The sequence below is a fragment of the Novosphingobium sp. genome, assembly GCF_965214355.1.
Classification (GTDB): domain Bacteria; phylum Pseudomonadota; class Alphaproteobacteria; order Sphingomonadales; family Sphingomonadaceae; genus Novosphingobium.
This window is the reverse complement of the sequence record NZ_CBDCBI010000002.1, coordinates 4,038,727-4,059,506: the sequence shown is the minus strand read 5'-3', so window position 1 is coordinate 4,059,506 and position 20,780 is coordinate 4,038,727. Positions and strand designations below refer to the sequence as shown.

Annotated in this window: 19 protein-coding genes; 7 read left to right on the top strand and 12 right to left on the bottom strand. The window is 63.7% G+C overall.

Features of this window, described 5'->3' with window-relative positions:
- Positions 1–134 precede the first annotated feature (134 nt).
- On the top strand, positions 135–659 hold the full coding sequence (locus tag ACOOE2_RS18570) for a hypothetical protein (protein WP_420384462.1): 525 nt from the start codon (positions 135–137) through the stop codon (positions 657–659).
- 148 nt (positions 660–807) lie between these two features.
- Here ACOOE2_RS18570 and ACOOE2_RS18565 read toward each other — a convergent pair whose 3' ends face one another.
- The 4 genes from ACOOE2_RS18565 to ACOOE2_RS18550 all read right to left on the bottom strand — a co-directional run bounded on the left by ACOOE2_RS18565 (position 808) and on the right by ACOOE2_RS18550 (position 5,826).
- On the bottom strand, positions 808–1,962 hold the full coding sequence (locus tag ACOOE2_RS18565; RefSeq protein ID WP_420381167.1) for an integrase core domain-containing protein: 1,155 nt from the start codon (positions 1,960–1,962) through the stop codon (positions 808–810).
- A 268-nt stretch (positions 1,963–2,230) separates the two neighbouring features.
- Positions 2,231–2,974 carry a tetratricopeptide repeat protein gene (locus ACOOE2_RS18560; protein WP_420384461.1) on the bottom strand — a complete coding sequence of 248 codons (744 nt, stop codon included), beginning with the start codon at positions 2,972–2,974 and terminating at the stop codon, positions 2,231–2,233.
- Positions 2,971–3,654 carry a Fe2+-dependent dioxygenase gene (locus tag ACOOE2_RS18555; protein WP_420384460.1) on the bottom strand — a complete coding sequence of 228 codons (684 nt, stop codon included), beginning with the start codon at positions 3,652–3,654 and terminating at the stop codon, positions 2,971–2,973. The genes ACOOE2_RS18560 and ACOOE2_RS18555 overlap by 4 nt, the downstream gene beginning before the upstream one ends.
- A gap of 15 nt (positions 3,655–3,669) precedes the next feature.
- Positions 3,670–5,826 carry a TonB-dependent receptor gene (locus ACOOE2_RS18550; RefSeq protein WP_420384459.1) on the bottom strand — a complete coding sequence of 719 codons (2,157 nt, stop codon included), beginning with the start codon at positions 5,824–5,826 and terminating at the stop codon, positions 3,670–3,672.
- Positions 5,827–6,133: 307 nt separating this feature from the next.
- Here ACOOE2_RS18550 and ACOOE2_RS18545 point away from each other — a divergent pair, with 307 nt between their 5' ends.
- Positions 6,134–8,668, top strand: a complete 2,535-nt coding sequence (locus ACOOE2_RS18545) for a TonB-dependent receptor (protein WP_420384458.1) — start codon at positions 6,134–6,136, stop codon at positions 8,666–8,668.
- Positions 8,669–8,887: 219 nt separating this feature from the next.
- Here the strand turns inward: ACOOE2_RS18545 and bfr are convergent, their stop codons facing one another.
- From bfr to fumC, 4 genes are all read right to left on the bottom strand, one after another.
- Positions 8,888–9,370: a bacterioferritin gene (bfr, locus tag ACOOE2_RS18540; RefSeq protein ID WP_420384457.1), complete on the bottom strand. Its 483-nt coding sequence runs from the start codon at positions 9,368–9,370 to the stop codon at positions 8,888–8,890.
- Between the two features lie 65 nt (positions 9,371–9,435).
- The gene (locus tag ACOOE2_RS18535) at positions 9,436–9,621 is read right to left on the bottom strand and encodes a (2Fe-2S)-binding protein (RefSeq protein ID WP_420384456.1); all 186 of its coding nucleotides are present in this window, start codon (positions 9,619–9,621) and stop codon (positions 9,436–9,438) included.
- Positions 9,622–9,704: 83 nt separating this feature from the next.
- On the bottom strand, positions 9,705–10,640 hold the full coding sequence (locus ACOOE2_RS18530) for a rhodanese-related sulfurtransferase (protein WP_420384455.1): 936 nt from the start codon (positions 10,638–10,640) through the stop codon (positions 9,705–9,707).
- A 29-nt stretch (positions 10,641–10,669) separates the two neighbouring features.
- A complete protein-coding gene (gene fumC / locus ACOOE2_RS18525) occupies positions 10,670–12,061 on the bottom strand; it encodes a class II fumarate hydratase (protein WP_420384454.1) in 1,392 nt (463 codons plus the stop codon).
- A gap of 338 nt (positions 12,062–12,399) precedes the next feature.
- On the opposite strand from fumC, the gene ACOOE2_RS18520 reads away from it, so the two are divergent.
- The gene (locus ACOOE2_RS18520) at positions 12,400–12,546 is read left to right on the top strand and encodes a lmo0937 family membrane protein (RefSeq protein ID WP_420384453.1); all 147 of its coding nucleotides are present in this window, start codon (positions 12,400–12,402) and stop codon (positions 12,544–12,546) included.
- Positions 12,547–12,585: 39 nt separating this feature from the next.
- On the top strand, positions 12,586–13,125 hold the full coding sequence (locus ACOOE2_RS18515; RefSeq protein WP_420384452.1) for a DUF1003 domain-containing protein: 540 nt from the start codon (positions 12,586–12,588) through the stop codon (positions 13,123–13,125).
- 209 nt (positions 13,126–13,334) lie between these two features.
- On the opposite strand, the gene ACOOE2_RS18510 is transcribed toward ACOOE2_RS18515, so the two are convergent.
- From ACOOE2_RS18510 to ACOOE2_RS18500, 3 genes are read right to left on the bottom strand one after another with little or no spacing between them, the layout of a single operon-like run.
- Positions 13,335–14,030, bottom strand: coding sequence for a spermidine synthase (locus tag ACOOE2_RS18510; protein WP_420384451.1), 696 nt, complete (start codon positions 14,028–14,030; stop codon positions 13,335–13,337).
- Between the two features lie 32 nt (positions 14,031–14,062).
- Positions 14,063–15,232 carry an NAD(P)/FAD-dependent oxidoreductase gene (locus tag ACOOE2_RS18505; protein WP_420384450.1) on the bottom strand — a complete coding sequence of 390 codons (1,170 nt, stop codon included), beginning with the start codon at positions 15,230–15,232 and terminating at the stop codon, positions 14,063–14,065.
- Positions 15,229–15,675, bottom strand: coding sequence for a YaiI/YqxD family protein (locus ACOOE2_RS18500; RefSeq protein WP_420384645.1), 447 nt, complete (start codon positions 15,673–15,675; stop codon positions 15,229–15,231). The genes ACOOE2_RS18505 and ACOOE2_RS18500 overlap by 4 nt, the downstream gene beginning before the upstream one ends.
- A gap of 176 nt (positions 15,676–15,851) precedes the next feature.
- Between ACOOE2_RS18500 and ACOOE2_RS18495 the strand changes: the two genes are divergently transcribed.
- From ACOOE2_RS18495 to ACOOE2_RS18485, 3 genes are all read left to right on the top strand, one after another.
- Entirely contained in the window at positions 15,852–17,036 is a 1,185-nt protein-coding gene (locus ACOOE2_RS18495) for a mandelate racemase/muconate lactonizing enzyme family protein (RefSeq protein ID WP_420384449.1), read from the top strand.
- A 112-nt stretch (positions 17,037–17,148) separates the two neighbouring features.
- Positions 17,149–18,789, top strand: a complete 1,641-nt coding sequence (locus ACOOE2_RS18490; RefSeq protein ID WP_420384448.1) for a GMC family oxidoreductase — start codon at positions 17,149–17,151, stop codon at positions 18,787–18,789.
- A gap of 29 nt (positions 18,790–18,818) precedes the next feature.
- Positions 18,819–19,724, top strand: a complete 906-nt coding sequence (locus ACOOE2_RS18485) for a LysR substrate-binding domain-containing protein (protein ID WP_420384447.1) — start codon at positions 18,819–18,821, stop codon at positions 19,722–19,724.
- A gap of 35 nt (positions 19,725–19,759) precedes the next feature.
- Here the strand turns inward: ACOOE2_RS18485 and ACOOE2_RS18480 are convergent, their stop codons facing one another.
- Entirely contained in the window at positions 19,760–20,713 is a 954-nt protein-coding gene (locus tag ACOOE2_RS18480; RefSeq protein WP_420384446.1) for an NAD(P)-dependent oxidoreductase, read from the bottom strand.
- Between the last annotated feature and the right edge of the window lie 67 nt (positions 20,714–20,780).

Here is a 20,780-nt window from a genome sequence, read left to right as displayed (position 1 = left end):
GTAGCGGCGCTGCACTGGTGGTGCACAATGAACGCCCCTTAACAGCGCGGCGGGTTGGCTGTATTATGCCACAGGACAACAGCATTGCGGCAAAGCGTGCCATGTCCGGTGTGTGGTGCCCACATGAGGAACAAATGATGAAATCCCACTGGATGATCGCTGCTGTGGCTTTTGCACTGGTGCCCGCCGGCGCTGCGTTGGCCCAGGCGCCTGCTGCTGAAAACTGCAGGACCGATCCCGCTTTCACGCAGATGGATTTTGCAGTCGGACACTGGGACGTTACGGCCAAGGGCGCAAAAGATGCCGAAGTCCGGATCGAGAAAATCCTCGATGATTGCGCAATCGCCGAAACGTGGAAGGCGGTCGCGCCAAAGGGCGACGGGCGCGGCCTGTTCGTCTATTCGGCCGCGCAGCAAAGCTGGAGCTATCTGTGGGCCGCCAACACGCCGTCGACCACGGGATTCAAGGGATCGCTGACCAAGCCCGGCGAAATCCTGTTTTCCACGGTCAAGCCGCTGCCGGGCGGCGTGATGCGCCTGCGCCACTGGACGTTGAACCTGCTGCCCGACGGGCGCATTCGTGAACTGTCGGTGGGATCGAACGACGACGGCAAAACCTGGACGACCGAATACGAGCTGTTCTGGACGAAAAAGGCGTAATGTTGAGGCCCGCCGCGTCGGGGCTACCGGAACCACATGAGTGGTTGAAGAGCCTCCGGCGGCCAAGGGCCATTGCCGGTGCAATCGGAGACATAGGTAACATTTTAGACCGGCAACATAGGTAACAGATTTGGCCCAGATTGTGGGTTCAAAGCTGGCTCGTACGAGCCAGCTTTGAACCCACAATCTGGGCTGACTGATCACTCAGGGTTGCCAGATCGATCCAGCGGAAGCGTACGGTCCAGTCTCCATTGTCGCGTTGGACGATGGCTACGGTTTCGTTGGCCAAAGCTTCAGTGATGTAGAGTGTTTTGTCGCGCCAGCGAACCAGACCCTTGGCTGTGACGGGCAGGACGTAGTGGTCGTCAGGATAGTCCCATGCGTCGATCTTGTCGGGAAACTGCCTGGTCGAGGCTGTGTGGACCGACGCCGGGCAGATCTGTCCCAGTGCTTCGTGAGGGCGGTAGGTGTTGTAGAGGTGCCGCCAGGTGTCAAACCGGGCCTGCTGTTCACGCAGCGTATCTGCCGGTGGTGCGGCGGTGTCTTCGGCAAGGGTACGATGCATCCGCTCGTGACGACCATTCTGATCAGGGCGGCCCGGGGTTATGTATTCGGGCATGACGCCAAGCTTCACCAACCACACTGAAAACCGGGTCAGTCCGCCGAGCCCCCGGCTCATCCCGAACGGATGGCCATTGTCCGTGCGAAGCGATGCTGGCAAACCCAACTCTTTGAAAGATTGTTCGAAAAGTGGAATGACGCTTTCCATGTCGGCGCGTGGCACGGCCTCGCAGCGGATCAGGTAGCGGCTGTAATTGTCAGTGATCGTCAGCGGCTCGCAGCGCACACGATCACCTGTCCGAAACCAGCCTTTGAAATCTGCAGACCATATCTCGTTGGCGGCCTGCGGGATCGCCGGCTGGCCATGGCCCGCGCCCCCGGAGCGCCGAATACGCCGCGTCTGGCTCAGTTCCTTGCGCCGCAAAAGGTCGCCGATCGTGCTTGCCGCTGGCCAGTGCCCATCCGGAACATCCAGCGCCAGGCGCGCCAGCAGCTTGCGCGGCCCCCATGTCGGAAAGCGCTCGCGAAGCCCTAGGATCGCCGCTTCGGTCTGTGCGTCTATGCGCCAGGGTATCGTCTTTGGCGCCCGGCTCTGCTCCGACAGACCCAACGCTCCCAGCTCCAGATAACGTGAAAGCCATTTGTACCCCGTCTTCCGGCTGATCCCGTACTGCGAGCACAAATCACCAATCGGCACCTCTTTCTTGAGGCACGCAGCCACAAACCCAAGCCGGCTGTCCATAACACTTTGACCTGTAAAGGGCATCGAACGGTCCTCCCGCCCGATACTCTGAACTGTTACCCATGTTGCCGGTCCAAAGTGTTACCTATGTAGCCGGTCTATACCGGCCATTGCCCTTGGATCCCGTTAATACATTGTATTACGAGCCGATTTAGCCTTGGCATTCCGCCGCGTAGCGGCAGATTTTCCAGCCGCTTCGCGGCGGGCGCAAATCCAAAGGTTTCGGGATCCAAGGGCAATAGCCCTTGGCCGCCGGAGGCCCCTTCTCTTACAACTTGTGTGCATCCGGTTTCAGGACCGACGCAATGCGTGCGCGCATCGAGTCATCGGCTTCCACGCTTGCGCGTTCCAGCCACATCCGCGCTTCGTCGCGGCGGCCCTGGCGCAGCAATTCGATGCCGTGGTTGTATTGCGCGCGGAAATAGCCGGCTTCGGCCGACAGCCGATACCAGTGCGCGGCGCGGGCCTGGTCGCGCGGGGTGCCCCAGCCTTCTTCCAGGCAGCGCGCGAGCAGGTTCATCGCGCGCGCATGGCCGCGAAGGCTGGCGCGTTCGTACAGCGCCACCGCCGCCAGTCTGTCCTGCGCGATGCCGCGACCGTCGAACAGCATGTTGGCATGGTTGTATTCGCCCCAGGCATCGCCGGCGGCGGCAGATTTTGCGAACCAGCGCGCCGCCTCGACGAGATCGGTCGTACAACCCCAGCCCAGTTCGAAACAGCGCCCCGCCATGTTCTGCCCTTCGGCATCGCCGGCGCGCGCTGCCTTGAGAAACCAGCGCAAGGCGCCTGCAGCATCCTGCGGCGCTCCGGTGCCATCGAGCATCATCCGGCCCAGCCGCACTTGCGCCGCCGGAATGCCGCAAGCCGCAGCAGCCTCGACCCAGGGCGCCGCCACGGCCGCATCGCCGCCCAGCACGCGAGCGAGCTCTTCGCCAGACATCGCCTGCAACTGTGCGGTGCGGCGCAACTGGTCTTCGGCGCGCGCGGCGGCTTGCGCCAGGCTTTGCGTCACACCTCGCCCCATTCGCGCAACAGGTTGTGATACAGCGCCGACAGGCGGATGATCGCAGGATCGTCGTGCGCAGACGTTGCGCCCAGCGCCTGGATCGACTGGTCGAGATCATGCAGCATCTCGCGGTGATCGCCCGATTTGACCATCGACTGCACCCAGAAGAATGCGGCTACGCGGCTGCCGCGGGTCACCGGTTCGACCCGGTGGAGGCTGCGCGCGGGGTACAGCACCATGTCGCCCGCCGCCGGCTTTACGCCATGCGCGCCATAAGTGTCCTCGATCACCAGTTCGCCGCCGTCGTAAGTCGCCGGGTCCGACAGGAACAGCGTGGCGGAAAGATCGGTGCGCATGCGCTGCCCGGTGCCCGGCACCTGGCGCACCGCATTGTCGATATGCGTGCCGAAACCCATGCCGGCATCGTAGCGGTTGAACAGCGGCGGAAACACATGCCGGGGCAGTGCCGCGCTGAGGAACGCCGGGCTGGTTTCAAGCGCGCGGATCACCACCAGCCCCAGTTCGCGCCCGATTGCGCTGTCGGACCCGATCTGGAGGTTGTCCTTGACCCGGCTTGACTGGAACCCGGCCGTCACGGCGCCATCGGACCAGGCGGCGCCGTCGAGGTGGCTGCGCAGGGCAGCCACCTGTTCGGCGTCGAGCAGTGCGGGGATATGGATCAGCATCGCGCCGGTTTCAATTCACCTGAATTTGACGACAGCGGTAAACAGCGCGGTGCGGCCCGGCGCCGGGATCACATGGTTTTCCTCCGCGCTGGTATAGTAGCTGTTGACCCAGGCCAGCTTGTTGAAGACGTTGTTGACATTGGCGCGCAGCAACAGGTGCTCGTTCACGGTCCAGGCTGCCATTGCGTTGACGATGACATAGGCGGGCAGCGTGGCCTGTTCGGCATAATCGCCATACCGCTTGTCGAGGTAATTGCCGCCCACGCCCAGTTCGATGCCGTGGTCGAACTCGTATTCGGTCCACAGATTGGCCGAATTGCGCGCGGTGTTGGCGAGCTGGCTGCCGGTAGCGCCCGGGGTCGTCGAATACAGGGTCTTGCCGTTGAGGAACGTATAGCCCGCGGTGATCTCCCACTTTGCGGTGATACGCCCGGTCAGGCCCACTTCCGCACCATCGACGCGCTGGTTCCCGGCCAGCTGGATCTGCGTCGGATGATCGGGATCGGTGATCTGCGCATTGTTGATCTGGGTGCGGAAAATCGCCGCCGTGGTCAGCAGTTTGCCATCCAGCCAGTCGAACTTGGCGCCGAATTCATAGCTCTTGGCCGTCACCGGCGCCAGATTGACGTTCCTGGTGCTGAGCGACAGGGCCTCGGCCGAAGGGTCGAACGACGTGCCGTACGACGCATAGATGCGCGCATGCGCGCTCGGCTTGAACACCAGCGATGCGCGCGGGCTCCACTGGTGATCGACATGGTCGAGCGGCTTCAACGATCCAGCCGAAACCCCGGCGATCAGCGCGCTGGGCCGGTAATGCGCGGCAAACCGGTCATAGCGTATGCCGCCGATCACATCGATCATGTCGCCGATCCTGATCGTGTCGATCAGATACGCGGCGGATCCGTAAGCCGTCGTTACGCCGCGCGTCCGCGCAGCCTCGACCGGTGACACTTCATAGGGGTCGGGATTGAGCAACGGCGTTGCGGGCGTTTCACCCGGATCGCCGAACGGATTGACGTAGCGGGTCGATGTGTCCTGCTCGCGGCTGAATTCGGTGCCGAACACCAGCGTGTGGCGCAGCGGGCCGGTGGCAAAACGTGCGGTCAGGTCGGTCTGGTTGGTCAGATTGGTGCGGTGGTCGCTGCTCGAGGGCGAATCGCGGCCGACGCGTACGGTCGACAGCGGTGTCGTCGCAGTGGGCGCGCCGGGGCTGTCGTTGTAGCCGAAGTTGGGTGCGTTGAACCGGTTGAAATTGGTATAATCGCCATAGCGCAGCGTGTCGGAAAAAATCAGGTCGCTGCTGAATTTATGCCGGTAATAGCCTGTGCCGATATTGACGACGCTGCGAAACCGGTCAGATGCGAGGCCATAGTCGAGATTGCGCGGCACTTGCGCCGGTTTGCCATTGATGAACGGGATGCCGACGTCGGGCACGTCGGTTTCCTCTTGGTGGAGGTATGACACGATCAGCGTGTCGGCGCCGGACAGCCCCAGCCCGAGCGATGGCGCCACACCCCAGCGATGGTTGCTGACCAGATCGCGGTCGGTCACTTTGCTGCGTTCGCCCATCACATTGATACGGACGGCGGAATCATGGCCGATCGGCTGGTTGACATCGGCGGTGCCGCGAATTTCGCTATTGGTACCGCCAACGACGCTGCCCGACCACAGCGGCGCCAGCATCGGCGCTTTCGACACCTGGTTGATCGCGCCGCCGGTAGATCCGCGTCCGAACACGACCGCAGACGGGCCTTCGAGCACTTCGATCGTGTCGAGATTGAAACTGTCGCGGTTGTAGATCGCGGCATCGCGGATGCCGTCGAGAAAGAAATCGTTGAAAGCGGAAAATCCGCGCAAGTTGACAGTGTCGCCGCGCGCCGCGCCTTCGCCGGCGTTGAGCGTGATGCCGGGCACATTGCGCAAGGCATCGGCCAGCCGGCTGGTGGCCTGCTGCTCCATCAGGTCGTGGCTGATCACATCGATGCTCTGCGGCGCGGTGGCGATCGTTTCGGCCAGCTTGTCGCGCGTTACCGAACGCACGCCGGTGACCGTGATATTTGGCGATGTCGCGCTGTCCGTCGGGGTATCGGGGCCGGTCTCGGCCTGCGCCAGGGTGGGTGAAAACGCCCCGCCTAATAGCGCACTTGTGACCAGAAGCCTGACACCACTCATAAACTTGTCCCTTAACCCGCTTGCGGTGGCGAGACACCGTGTGCCCGCCATGAGTCGCTAATGCGAGTTGTTCGCAACAATGTCCAGCGCAATCGAACGTGCTGCGACTTGTTATCAAGAGCAAGTGATTTGGGCGATGGGACCGCCACCAGAAAGGCCGGCTTGCAACCCGGCTGTGTTGATCGTGCCACAGGTTCGTATCAGTTTAACTGCGCGGTTGACATTACGTCTCCGTCAAGCGACAAAACTCCCAATACCGCGGGCGCTGCCCCGAAAAAGCGGTAACTCATGGGAAGGTTCTGCTTGTATGCGCGAAGTTCGCACGTCCATTTCCGCTATCGCCGTTGTCCTCAGCCTCGTGGCGACCTCCGCCATGGCCCAGGCCGCGCCCCAGGCACCGGCGGGCGCACCCGCCGCCACGCCGGCCGGCGATCACACTGTCGACGAAATCATCGTGACCGCGCAAAAACGCAGCAACAGCCTGCAGAACGTGCCGATCGTGGTGACGGCGGTGGGGCGGCAGCTGTTGCAGGATACCGGGATCAAGGACATCAAGGACCTGGCGGTGTTGACGCCGGGCCTGCTGGTGACATCGACCACCAACGAAGGATCGACCACCGCGCGCATTCGCGGCATCGGCACCGTGGGCGATAACCCGGGACTGGAATCCTCGGTCGGCATCGTGATCGACGGTGTCTATCGCTCGCGCAACGGCGTCGGCTTTGGCGACCTGGGCGATGTCGAGCGGATCGAAGTCCTCAAGGGGCCGCAGGGCACGCTGTTTGGCAAATCGGCAACCGCCGGCGTGATCAACATTCTGACTGCGGCACCCTCGTTCAAGTTCGGCCTCGATGCCGACCTGACCGTCGGCAATTACGGCGCGGTCGGCGGCGCGGCCGAGATCACCGGGCCGATCGTCGGCGATACCGTGGCTGCCAGCCTGTATTTTGCCGACCGCCAACGCGATGGCTATTTCACTGTCAACGACGGACCCGGACCGAACGCTGCCAAGCGCGACACCGATCGCGATTTCTATACGGTGCGCGGGCAATTGCTGATCACGCCGACCACCGATTTCAAAGTGCGCCTGATCGCCGATCACACGCATCGCAACGAACAGTGCTGCATCGCGGTGATCACGCGCGCCAGCGAAGGCAATTTTGCCAACAGCCTCGTCGCCGCGCTCGGCGGCAACGACGGCAACGCGGCCAATCCTTATGCGCGCACCGCCTATGCCAACCGTCCCGACGGGCAGAAAGTCGATGACAGCGGCATTTCGATGCAGATCGACTGGAAAGTCGGCCCCGGCGCGCTGACGTCTGTTACCGCCTATCGCGATTGGAAGAACACCGCCGGTTTCGATGCCGATTTCTCGACCGCGGATATCGACTACCTGCCGTTCGACAACAGCAACTCGTCGCAGTTCCGCACGTTCAGCCAGGAACTGCGCTACGCCGGCGCGAGCGGCAAGCTCGATTACCTGCTCGGTGGTTTTTTCTCGAAGGAAATTCTGCAGCAGAACACCAGCATCCTCGTCGGCAGCCAGTTTGCGCCCTATCTCGGGCTGCTGTTTTCGTCGCTGGTAACCGGCGAGCCCGATCCGAACTTCCTGAAGACCGGCCTGACATTCCCGTTTGTCGGCGGCGTCAATTATGCGTCGGGTTCAGGTTCGGTGGATCAATTCCATCAACGCGATTCGACGTATGCGGTGTTCACCGACGACACGTTCCACTTCACCGACAAGCTCAGCTTCAACGGCGGCCTGCGCTATACGTTCGACGACAAGAAGCTGGCGCAGATCAGCAACAATATCGGCGGCGGAGCAGGATGCGGCGCGGCCAATGCGGCGTTCGGCATCCTCAACAGCGTCAACCCGGCGGCCGCCCAGCAGCTTGCCGCAGTCAACGGCACGATGTGTCTGCCGTTCCTGAGCCCGGGCTACAACAATTACCGCAACAACCAGTCTGAATCCGAAAGCGTGCTGTCGGGCACGGCCAAGCTGGTCTATCGCGCCAGCCGCGAGCTGTTGCTGTACGGGTCCTACGCGCGTGGCTACAAGGCGGGCGGGTTCAATCTCGATCGCGTCCAATGCACGATCGGTACGGCGGGCTGTGCGCCGGGCAGCGCGGCGGCGATCACGCCGATCAACAACACCCAGTTCGGCGACGAAACCAACAATTCGTTCGAAGTCGGCGAAAAGGCGACGCTGTTCAACCGCAAGCTGCTGCTGAACGCGACGCTGTTCTACCAGAAGTACAAGGGCTTCCAGCTCAACACCTTCAACGGCCTGGTGTTCGTCGTCACGTCGGTGCCGTCGGTGATCAGCAAGGGCGTCGATGCCGATTTCGTGTGGATCGCGAACAACCAGTTCACCATCCAGGGCGGCGTCACATATGCCGATACCCGCTACAACCTGAACGGTGCGCAGTTGGCCAACCTCCAGGCGCAAACCGGGTTCCTGGGGACGACCAATTCGCGGCTGTCACTGGCGCCGTTCTGGTCGGCCTCGCTGTCGGGCACCTATACGCAGCCGATCGGCGACCGTTATCAGGCGCGCTTCAACCTCGGCGCGAAATATTCGTCGGGGTACAACACCGGCTCGGATCTCGATCCCGGCAAATACCAGAACAGCTATGTGCTGATGAACGGCCGTATCGCGTTCGGCTCGAGCGACCAGCGCTGGGCAATCGAAGCGTGGGCGGAAAACCTGCTGAACACCAAGTATCAGCAGGTCGCCTTCAACTCGGGCTTCCAGAACGTGCCGACCAATGCGACCGGCGTGCTCGACGCATTTCTGGGTGCACCACGCACATACGGCGGGACGTTGCGCTTCAAGTTCTGATACCTACCTTTCCCCTCCCCTTCAGGGGAGGGGCCTCTCGGCTGTATTGCATGCTTGCATGACAGATGCCTCCGGCAGCCAAGGGCCATTGCCCATAGCCGCATAACAATACCGTCGCCCCGGGCTTGACCCGGGGTCCCGGGTCAAGCCCGGGAAGACAAAAAAAGTTAGCGCCTATGGGCAATGGCACTGGGCCTCCGGCGGCCCTTTTCCCAAGTCTCAGCTATCCCCGTCGGCGCTCGATTGCATCTGGACGTAGTTCTGGATGCCCATCCGCGAAATCATCTCGAACTGCGTTTCAAGATGGTCGACATGCTCTTCCTCGCTGTCGAGGATATGCGCAAACAGATCGCGCGAAACGAAATCGCGCACGGTTTCGCAATGGGCGATCGCCTCTCGCAACAGCGGCAACGCATCCATTTCCAGCGCAAGATCGGCCTTGAGCACTTCCTCGACAGTTTCGCCGATGCGCAGGCGACCCATGTCCTGAAAGTTGGGCAGGCCATCGAGGAACAGGATGCGGCTGGCCAGTTTGTCGGCGTGCTTCATCTCGTCGATGGATTCGTGATATTCGTAATCCGCCAGCTTTTTCACACCCCAGTGCGCCAGCATCCGGTAGTGGAGAAAATACTGATTGATCGCGGTGAGTTCGTTCCTGAGCGCCAGATTGAGGAACTCGACGACCCGTTTATCACCCTGCATGCTGTTCTCCTTCAAACGCCAATGCCATAGCACCCGTTCAGGAGATGCGGCAACTCATCGGGTATTTACGCAGCCGCGCAAGCCTCGTCGGCAACGATCTCGCGCGCGAACGGCACGCACTGGCGGCACTTGGTCTGGCAGCCCAGCGTCTGATAAATCTGGTCGACATCGCAAAGCCCGGCGCGCGCGCACTGGCGAATTTCCGTTTCACGAATCGCATTACAGATGCACACAATCATGAGTACCTCCAAACACGACCTTTCTATACTAATGCGAGGCATTTGCAATAGCCAAACCGACGCAATGCGAATGATACACTCTCGCAAAAGCGGTTTTACGGGTCGGCTGCGCGTGGATCACCGACATGAGTCTGCCCACGCGCAGCGGCCAGCTGTTCCTGGCGATGCCGCTCGCGATACGATGCCCGCTGCGCCTCGCTGCGTTGCGCATGACACGCGGGGCAGCTGACCCCGGCTTCGTACAACGTCGATGCGCGTGCTTCGGCATTTACCGGCCGCTGGCAGCCGTGGCATAGCGTATGCGTGCCGGGTACCAGCCCGTGGCCGACGCTGACGCGCTGGTCGAACACGAAGCATTCGCCCTGCCACAGGCTATCCTCGGGCGGCACAGTCTCGAGGTATTTGAGAATGCCGCCTTGCAGATGATATACGTCGTCAATGCCTTCCTGACGCAGGAACGCCGTCGATTTTTCGCACCGGATGCCGCCGGTGCAGAACATTGCGACTTTGACCGGCCTGTCGCCGAGCAGGCGCTCGCGGTGCTGCCGAAACCATTCGGGAAATTCACTGAACGTGCGCGTGTGCGGATCGATAGCGCCGGTAAAGGTGCCGACCGCGACTTCGTAATCGTTGCGCGTATCGATCACGATCGTATCGGGATCGGCGATCAGCGCGTTCCAGTCCTGCGGCGGGACATACGTGCCGACGCTGCCCAGCGGATCGATATCGGGCTGGTTCATCGTGACGATCTCGCGCTTGATCCGCACCTTCATGCGGTGAAACGGCATGGCGTCGCTGGGCGAAAACTTGACTTCGAGCCCGTCACAACCGGGCAAAGCGCGAATATGCGCCAGCACTGCATCGATCCCGCCGGGCGACCCCGCAATCGTCCCGTTGATCCCCTCGCGCGCCAGCAACAGCGTCCCGCGCACCCGCGCGCGCCGGCACACCGCGTCGAGCGGATCGCGCAACGATGCACAATCGTCGAACCGGCAGAATTGGTACAAGGCAGCGACAGTGATGACAGACATGCGCGCGCCTATAGCGCGCGACCGGCGCGTTATGAAGGGCCGACCATCTGCGCGGGCCGCACCACGCGATCGAATGTCGCCGCGTCGACCAGCCCGGTCGCCACCGCCGCCTCGCGTAAGCTCATACCGTGCGCTTGCGCATGCTCCGCGATCCTGGCCGCCTTCTCATACCCGATTTCGGGCACGAGCGCGGTCACCAGCATCAGCGATCGTTCGACCAGCTCGCCGATGCGCGCAAAGTTCGGCTCCAGCCCCGTCAGCGCGTGCCGGGTAAACCCGTCGATACCCGTCGCCAGCAGGTCGATCGAGCGCAGCACGTTCGCCCCGATCAGCGGCTTAAACACGTTGAGCTCCAGATGGCCCTGCATCCCGCCCACGGTCACCGCAGTGTGATTGCCGATGACTTGCGCGGCGACCATGGTCAGCATCTCGCACTGCGTCGGGTTGACCTTGCCCGGCATGATCGAGCTGCCCGGCTCGTTTTCGGGCAGGTGCAATTCGCCGATCCCGGCGCGCGGACCCGACGCCAGCAGGCGGATGTCGTTGGCGATCTTGGTCAGCACCGTCGCCAGCGTGGCCATTGCCGCCGACAGCGCGACCAACGCATCATTCCCGGCCAGCGCGGCAAAGGCATTGGGCGCGGGGCGAAACGCCATGCCCGTCTGCGCGGCGATCGTGCGCGCAAAATCCACGGCAAATCCGGCCGGCGCATTGATCCCGGTGCCCACTGCCGTGCCGCCCTGTGCCAGCTCCAGCACTTCGTCCAGCGCGTGCGCGATCCGTGTGCGGGCATGCGCGATCTGCGCTGCATAGCCTGAAAATTCCTGGCCCAGCGTCAGCGGCGTGGCATCCTGCAGATGCGTCCGGCCGATCTTGACGATATGCGCCCACGCCGCCTGTTTTTCGGCAAGCACGTCATGCATGGCCGCCAGCGCCGGTTCGAGCCGGTCGATCAAGCCGCGTGCGGCCGCAATATGCAGCGCGGTCGGAAAACTGTCGTTCGACGATTGCGCGCGGTTGACGTGGTCGTTGGGATGCACCGGCGCCTTGCCGCCGCGCTGCCCGGTCATCGCTTCGTTGGCCACGCCCGCGATGACTTCATTGACATTCATGTTGGTCTGCGTGCCCGATCCGGTCTGCCAGATCGCCAGCGGGAACTGGTCGTCGAACGCGCCCGCGATGACGCGCGCGGCGGCCGCCTCGATCGCATCGGCAATCGGCGCGGGCAGGCCGTGCGCGCGGTTTATCTGTGCCGCCGCCAGCTTGATCGCGGCCAGCGCATGGATCACCGCGATGGGCATCCGCTCATGCGTGCCGAACGCAAAGTTTTCCAGGCTGCGCTGCGTCTGCGCGCCCCAATAGACTGATGCCGAGACCGCCACTTCACCCAGACTGTCGATTTCGGTGCGCATCGTCGTCACGGCCTACTCCTCTTACCACGATGATTTTACACGAAAGCTGCGCCTGCGCCGCGCGAAATCATCGCGCGCGTTGGCTTTTGGCTGCGCGGCTTGTCGCGTTGGTGGAACACTCTGACGCTTCGCGGATTTTATCCACGGCAAGACCAAACGGGGGGCGCAATGCAGATCACGAACAAAGTCCGCACGACAGACGCTGCTCTGCACGACGCGTCCGGTCAATGACCGCCCGGCACCAGAACTCCCGTCGGATCATTCCGCTGGGCGAGCGCGTGGTCGAACCCACGCTTGGTCCACTGGGCCTTTGGCAACATGCAAATGACGAACGAAAGGAATTTCCTGTGCTGTTTACGATCGCAATCATCCTGCTGGTCCTGTGGATCCTCGGCTTTTCGGTGTTCCACGTGGCCGGCGCGCTGATCCACATCGTGCTGGTCGTGGCCGTGGTCATGTTCGTTGTCGGCCTGCTGCGTCGCGGCACGGCCTGACTTGACTGCACCGGTGCGCGCAGCGGGATTCCGGGGCCGATGATCGAGCCCGATCCGGCTGCGCCGCCGCCGCTTGACGACGCCATCGAGCTTGCGCGCACCAGCGCCATCATGCGGTTGCGGCACAAGGAAGAGGGCAGCGCGCTACAGCACCGGATCGACCAGATCACCGCGATTGTCGGCTGGCCGGGGTCGGTACTGGTGATCGGTATCGTGATGGTGGGTTGGATCGGGTTCAATCTCGTCCTGGTGCTGATGCATGCCCCGATTTCCGATCCGCCGCCTTTTCCCGTCTTTGAAACACTCGTATCGACGGTCGGATTGCTGCTCGTCGCACTGGTCCTGATCACCCAGCGCCGCGAGGATGAATTGGCCGACGCCCGCGCCCAGCTTGTGCTCGAAATGGCGATTTCGATCGAGCAAAAATCAGCCAAGATCATTGCTTTGCTGGAAGAGGCACGCCGGGACAATCCTGTCCTGGCCGATCGCATCGATCATGAAGCGACCGCCATGTCCGTGCCGTCCGATCCCGAAGTCGTGCTGGAAGCGATCAAAGTGCTGCGCGACGAAACAACCTAGGTCGAATTTGCCGGCCCTGCAGATGATGAGCAAATCTGCAGGGAGCAGACATGGTCGATCGCACGAAACGCGTGGCCAACGCGGGGGTCGGCCGTAACCCTCGCGGTCGCGCTGTTCACGCTGCTCGATAGAGCGCCCGACCTTGCGCGGGCGCCGTGCATCGGGCGGGTCGTGGCCGCGTGACACGCGCCTGCATCAATTGCTGCCGATCAGGCGACTTTTTGCTTGATACCCGGCGCATACCGCGCAAACCAGATCACGTGCTTCGCGCCCTTGCCATTGGCCCGCGCGGTCACGGTCACTTCCTCGACATCAAATTTCGCCTCGCGCATGCGGCGCACAAAGCCATTGTCCTTCGCCGCCGACCAGATTGCCAGCACTCCGTCCGGCCGCAAGGCAGCACGCGCCGCCAGCAAACCCTGGCGCGAATAGATCCGGTTGTTGTCTTCGCGCACCAGCCCGTCCGGCCCATTGTCGACATCGAGCAGGATCGCATCGAACGTCGCGGGTGCGGCTTCGATCACCTGTGCGACATCGCCCATCACCAGCCGCACGCGACGGTCATCGAGGCATCCGGCAGCGACCTCGGCCATGGCTCCTCGCGCCCACTCGATAATCTCCGGCACAAGTTCGGCCACGGTCACCGTCGCATCCTTGCCCAAAGTCGCCAGCGCCGCGCGCAAGGTAAAGCCCATGCCGTATCCGCCGATCAGCACGTGCGGCTTGGCCACGCCGGCAATCCGTTCGCACGACAGCGTGGCGAGCGCCTCTTCGGACCCGCGCATCCGCGTGCTCATCAATTCGTTGCGGTCGAGCACGATCATGAAATCGCGGCCGTGGCGAAACAGTTGCAGGTCTTCGCCGCCGGGTATTTGCGCCGTGGCAAGCAATTCGCGCGGTATCATCGGGATTCCTTATATGTCCTGCGCCGCAGCAGTTACAGGGCTTGGGCAGCCGCCCAGGCACTGGCCCAGGCCCACTGAAAATTGTACCCGCCCAGCCAGCCGGTCACATCGACCGCCTCGCCGATGGCATACAGCCCCGGCACGCGCCGCGCCGCCATCGTCTTCGACGACAGGTCGGCGGTCGAAATGCCGCCGGCAGTCACTTCGGCCTTGGCATAGCCTTCGCTGCCATTGGGGGTGAACGGCCAGTGCGCCAGGCGGGTTTGCGCCTCGGTCAGCTTGCGATCGGTCGTCGCGCCCAGTTCGCCCTCGATTGCCAGCCGATCGCACAGCACATCGGCGAGCCGTTCGGGCAAGCCGTCGCGCAGCACGCGCCGCATGGTCAGGCGCGGGCTGGCGGCTTTGGCGGCGATCAGCCAGCCGGGCGCGCGATCGGGCAGGAACTGCACGCCGATCGGCGCGCCGTTGTGCCAATACGAGGACACTTGCAGGATCGCCGGGCCCGACAGCCCGCGATGCGTAAACAGCGCCGCCTCGCGAAACGCCGCCTTGCCGCAGCGCGCGATCACGTCGGCCGACACGCCCGACAATTCGCGGAACAGCAGATCGTCGCCCGCCAGCGTCAGCGGCACGAGCGCCGGGCGCGGCTGCACGACTTTCAGCCCGAATTTTCGCGCCAGGTCATAGGCAAAGCCGGTTGCGCCCATTTTCGGGATCGACGGCCCGCCGGTGGCGATGACCAGCGCGGGCGCGCTCGCCGTGCGTTCGCCATAGGCCACGCGGAACTGCCCGTCGGCATGATCGACATCGCCGATCGCGGCATCACACGCGATATCGACACTGCCGCGCGCGCATTCATCCACCAGCATCGCGACGATCTGTTTCGCCGACCCGTCGCAGAACAATTGCCCGAGCGTTTTTTCGTGCCAGGCGATGCCGTGGCGCTCGACCAGCGCCAGGAAATCCTGCGGCGTGTACCGGCTCAGCGCGGATTTCGCAAAATGCGCGTTTTGCGACAGATAACGGTCGGGCGCGGTCGCCAGATTGGTGAAGTTGCACCGCCCGCCGCCCGAAATCAGGATCTTGCGGCCCACTTCCGGCGCATGGTCGATCAACAGCACGCGCCGCCCGCGCTGCCCGGCACTGGCTGCGCACCACAACCCGGCAGCGCCCGCGCCGAGCACGATCGCATCATACGTCATGCGCGCGCCAGCTTCACCAGCGCCTCATCGAGCGCGGACAGGAACCGCGACCGATCCGCCTTCGCAAACGGCGCAGGCCCCCCGATCACATCACCGCCCGCGCGCAGATCGGCCATGATCGCGCGTGTCGCGATGGCGGCGCCGATCGAGCCTTGGGTAAACGGTTTGCCATTGTGCGCGATCACCGTCGCCCCGGCTTTGAGGCAGCGATCGGCCAGCAGGATATCGGCGGTGATCACCACCGATTTCGCATCGCAATTCTCGGCGATCCAGTCGTCGGCCGCGTCGAACCGGTCGCTCACGATCATGCGCGTGATCAGCGGGTGATCGATCAGCCGCATGCGTGCGTTGCTGACGATCGTTGCGGGCACGGAGCGGCGCAGCGCGACCTTGAAGATCTCGTCTTTTACCGGACAGGCATCGGCATCGACCAGGATGCGCAAAGGTGAGGGGAGTGTGGCCACGTGCGCGCCGCCTATAGCGCCGGCGCGGGATTTGGGCAAATCGCAGGCTCGCGCACGGAAAAACAAGGAAATTGTGCGGTCGGGTAAAAAGCTTCACTTGCCGCATCCGTGCGGCGTGGCACACAAGCGCCTGTGCGCAACGGGAGAATGGCGTCATGCGGCTGACCGATATTCGCACCTTTGTGGTGGCCAATCCGCCGCCGCATTTCGGCGGGCGCTACTTCGTCATTGTCCGGCTGACCACGGCCTGTGGCATCACCGGCCTTGGCGAGGCGTATTGCGTGCCGTTTGCGCCGCATCTGGTCGCGCAGATGTGCGAGGATGTGTTTGCGCGCTATGCACAAGGGCATGATCCGCACGATATCGAAACGCTGTGGCGCCGGGTCTATTCGGCAGGCTTTACCCAGAAGCCGGACCTGACGATGATGGCCGTTCTCAGTGCGCTGGAAATGGCATGCTGGGATATCATCGGCAAGGCGGCGGGCCAGCCGGTGTACAAATTGCTCGGCGGACGCGTGCATGAAGCCTTGCGTGCCTATACCTATATCTATCCGCGCCCCGGCGATGCGACCGATGTCTATGCCGATCCGGAATTGGCAGCGGAGCGCGCCGCGACCTACCTCGACATGGGCTTTACCGCGCTGAAATTCGATCCCGCCGGGCCGTATACCGCGTTCGGCGGCCGGCAGCTTTCGCTCGAAGAGCTCGACCGCTGCGAACGGTTCGGACGCATCTTGCGCGAGGCGGTCGGCACACGCGCGGACCTGTTGTTTGGCACGCACGGGCAGATGACGGCAGCGGGCGCGATCCGGCTGGCCAAGCGGCTCGAACAGTTCGACCCGCTGTGGTTGGAGGAACCCGTGCCGCCCGATGCGCCCGAAGAAATGGCCAAAGTCGCACGCGGCACGTCGATCCCGATCGCGACGGGCGAGCGACTGGCGACCAAATACGATTTCCAGCGCCTGATGGATTGCGGCGCGGCGGCGATCCTGCAGATGAACCTGGGCCGGGTCGGCGGCTTGCTCGAGGCCAAGAAAATCGCAGGCATGGCCGAAGCGCGCCATATCCAGATCGCGCCGCATCTCTATTGCGGGCCGATCGTCGGCGCGGCCAATGTCCAGCTGGCCACAGCATCGCCCAACTTCCTGATCCTGGAAAGTATCGAGGACTGGGGCGGATTTCACAGCGCAATCCTGAAAACGCCGATGCAGTTCGAGGACGGCCACGTGATCCCGCCGACCGCGCCGGGGCTGGGGATCGAGCTCGACGACGAAGTCGCCTTGGCCAACCCCTATACCGATACGCCGCTGCATCTCGAGATGACCCAGCACCCGTTGTGACCTCCACGTTCATCTTTCCCCCCTCCCCTTCAGGGGAGGGGCCGGGGGTGGGGCCTCTCGGCTACAACCCACGCCAGCGGCAGCGGCAGCGTCGGCGAGCGGGGAGAGGTTTATGAGCCACCCGGAAGACGTCGATTACATCGTCGTCGGCGCCGGCACGGCAGGCTGCGTCGTGGCCAGCCGCCTGTCCGAAGACCCCTGGGCCAAGGTCGCGCTGCTCGAAGCGGGCGGGTCGGACCTGTCGCTGTGGATCCAGCTGCCGATCGGTTATGGCCGCACGTTCTTCAATCCGCGCATCAACTGGATGTTCGACACCGAACCCGTCGCCGCGCTGGGCGGGCGCAGCAGCTATTGGCCGCGCGGCAAAGTCGTGGGCGGATCGGGCTCGATCAATGCCATGGTCCACGTGCGCGGGTTTCCGCACGATTACAACGCCTGGCGCGATGCGGGCAATCCCGGATGGGGCTGGGACGATGTGCTGCCGTGGTTCACCCGCAGCGAAGACCACGATCTGGCCAGTGCTGCTGATAGCGATGGCTATCACGGGCGCGGCGGCCCGCAGCATGTGACTGACATCACGAAATCGGTGCACCCGCTGTGCCATACCTTCCTCGAAACCGGGCGCACGCTGGGTCACCGCGTCACGTCCGATTTCAACGGCCCCGATGGCCAAGGCTTCGGCATCTACCAGATCAACACGCGCGGCGGCTGGCGCGCCTCGACGGCCAATGCGTATTACTGGCCGGTGCGCCATCGCCGGAACCTGACGCTGATCCGCAAGGCGCGGGTAACCCGGCTGCTGTTCGAGGGCAATCGCGTGGTCGGCGTCGCGTTTCGCAAGGGCGGCCGCGACCGTGTGATCCGCGCGCGACGCGAAGTCGTGCTGTGCGCCGGCGCGATCGGTTCGCCGACGATCCTGCAGCATTCCGGCGTTGGCGATGCGGCGCTGCTGATGCGGCTCGGTATTCCGGTGGTGGCCGATCTGCCCGCCGTCGGACAGAACCTGCAGGATCACCTGGCGGTCAGCTATTTCTATCGTGCCGCAGTGCCAACGTTGAACAACGTCCTGCATCCGTTTACCGGCAAGCTGCGCGCCGCGCTGCGCTATATCGCCGACCGGCGCGGGCCGCTGTCGATGAGCGTCAACCAGGCGGGCGGCTTCGTCCGCGCGCATCCGGCGGACCCGCATCCGACATTTCAGCTCTATTTCAGCCCGGTCAGCTATACCCGCACGCCGATCGCAGAACGGCGCCTGCTCAATCCCGATCCGTTCGCCGCGTTCCTGCTCTCGTTCAACGCCTGCCGTCCGACCAGCCGCGGGCATCTGGCGATCACTGTGCCCGACCCTTTTGCGGCGCCGGCCATCCATCCCAATTACCTGTCGACCGAAATCGACGTGGCCGAGGCGCGCCTCGGGGTGCAATTGCTGCGCACGATCGCGCAGGCGCGCCCGCTTGCCGATATCATCGTCGAGGAACTGGTGCCCGGGCCGGGCGTGCCAGACGACGCGTTGTTCGACGATTTTCGCGCGCGCGCCGATACCGTCTATCACCCGACATCGACGTGCCGCATGGGCCCCGATCCGCGCACGTCGGTGGTCGATGCGCGGCTGCGCGTGCATGGCATCGCGGGTTTGCGCGTGATCGACGCCTCGATCTTTCCTTCGGTCACCAGCGGCAACACCAATGCGCCCACGGTGATGGTCGCCGAAAAAGGCGCCGCGATGCTGGCCGAAGATCGCAATCTGCGATAGCCACCGTCCTTACCTGATTGGGAGGATCGATGAGTTCGCGGTTCAACTTGCGCGATTTGCCGCCGCTCAAGGCCCTGCGCGGGTTCGAGGCGGCGACACGGCACCAGTCGCTGCGCGATGCGGCCGAAGAACTCTGCCTGACCCCGCCGGCGATCAACCACCAGATACAGGCGCTGGAAACCGCGCTGGGCGTGCGGCTGTTCGCGCACGACGGGCGTCATGTCGTGTCGACCGAACAGGGCCGCCTGCTGTACCCGTATGTGCGCGCTGCGTTTGAATCGCTGTTGCAGGGCGCCGAAGCGGTGCGCCGCCATGCGCAAGGTTCACCCCTGCGCGTGCAGACGTATGTCACCGCGTCGATCCGCTGGCTGGCGCCGCGCGTGCCGCTGTTCCTGCAGGATCATCCCGGCGTTGCGCTGTCGTTGACGACATGCGCGGTCGACTGGACTTTCGACGAGGGGCATGCCGATCTCGGGCTGATCTATTGCGCCAGCGCGCCCGATCCCGATCGCTATCACTGGGTGCCGCTGTTCGATTACACGCTCGACCCGGTGTGCAGCCCGGAATTTCTGGACCGCGCCGGCGGGCACCTCGATGCCGCCGCATTGGCGCGACAGCCGCTGGTCGCCAATTACACCGAAGAACACAACTGGGCCCGCTGGTTTGCCGATGCGGGTGCCGATGTTGCGCCTGGCACACCGTACCTGATGGTCGATACTCTGGCGGTTGCGCTGGAAATGGCGCTGGCGGGGCGCGGTGTCGCACTGGTCAACGGCCCGTTTGCAGCGGCGGACCTGGCCTCGGGCCGGCTGGTGCGCCCGGTCGATCACACCGTGATATGCCCCGGCGCCTGGGGCCTGATCTGCCGCAAGGACGCCGCGGACAAAGTGCCGGTGCGGCTGTTCATCGACTGGCTGCGCGCCAACGCAGCCTGAAAAGGGCGCTCCCCTTCAAGAAGCATGGGGCGTTTCTAGCGCCTCGGCACCACCTCATACCCTGGCTCTTCGGGCTCATCATCGACCATATCCGCCGGAAAACCCGTTCCGAGCACCTTGATGCCCAGCGGTTCTTCATACCGCCGGATGATGTTCGGCGAAAACTCGCGGTCGCCATACGCCGCGCGCGCTTCATCAAACAACCGCACGATCAGCGGCGACAGTTCGAGCGCAACGCCTGACTGCTGCGCCAGATCGTCGAACAGGCCGATGTCCTTGGCAACCAGGTCCATCGTGAAATTGATGTCGCGACTGCCGTTCAGGATCACCTGGCTTTCGGTTTCATGGACAAAGCTGTTGCCCGACGAAATGCGGATCGCCTCGTACGTGGTGTTCATGTCGAGCCCCGCCGCGCGGCACGTGGTCAGCGCTTCGGCGAGCGCGACGAGATGGACGGTACACAGGTAATTGGTCATCACTTTCAGCCGCGATGCGCTGCCCAGATCGCCGGTATGGAGCACGCGGCGGCCCAATGTCGTCAGCACCGGCAACACGCGCTCGAACCCTTCGCGCGGACCGCCGGCGAAGATCGAGATATTCCCGGTTTCGGCGCGATGACACCCGCCCGATACCGGGCATTCCATGAACAGGCCGCCTTTTGCCGTGACCAGCGCGCCCAGCCGCAGCACTTCGGCATAGTCGGTCGTGCTCATCTCCATCCACACCTGGCCCGGCCGCAACACGGGCAGGAAACCACCGGGCCCTTCGGCCACCGCCGCGCTGGCGGCGGGCGAGGGCAGGCAGGTGATCACCACATCGACCATTTGCGCAAGCGCAGCGGGGCTGTCGGCGGCGGCGGCCCCGCGCGCGACGAAGTCGGCCACCAGCGCGGGATCGAGATCGCGCACGACCAGGTCGTGGCCATTGCGCAGCAGGCTGCCCGCCAGTTTGCCCCCGACATTGCCAAGGCCGATAAATCCGATGCGCATTGTGCAATCCTCGTTCGCCAGGCTGCCGATACCCGGCCCGTCATATCTTGCGTTTGCGCTTGGCTGT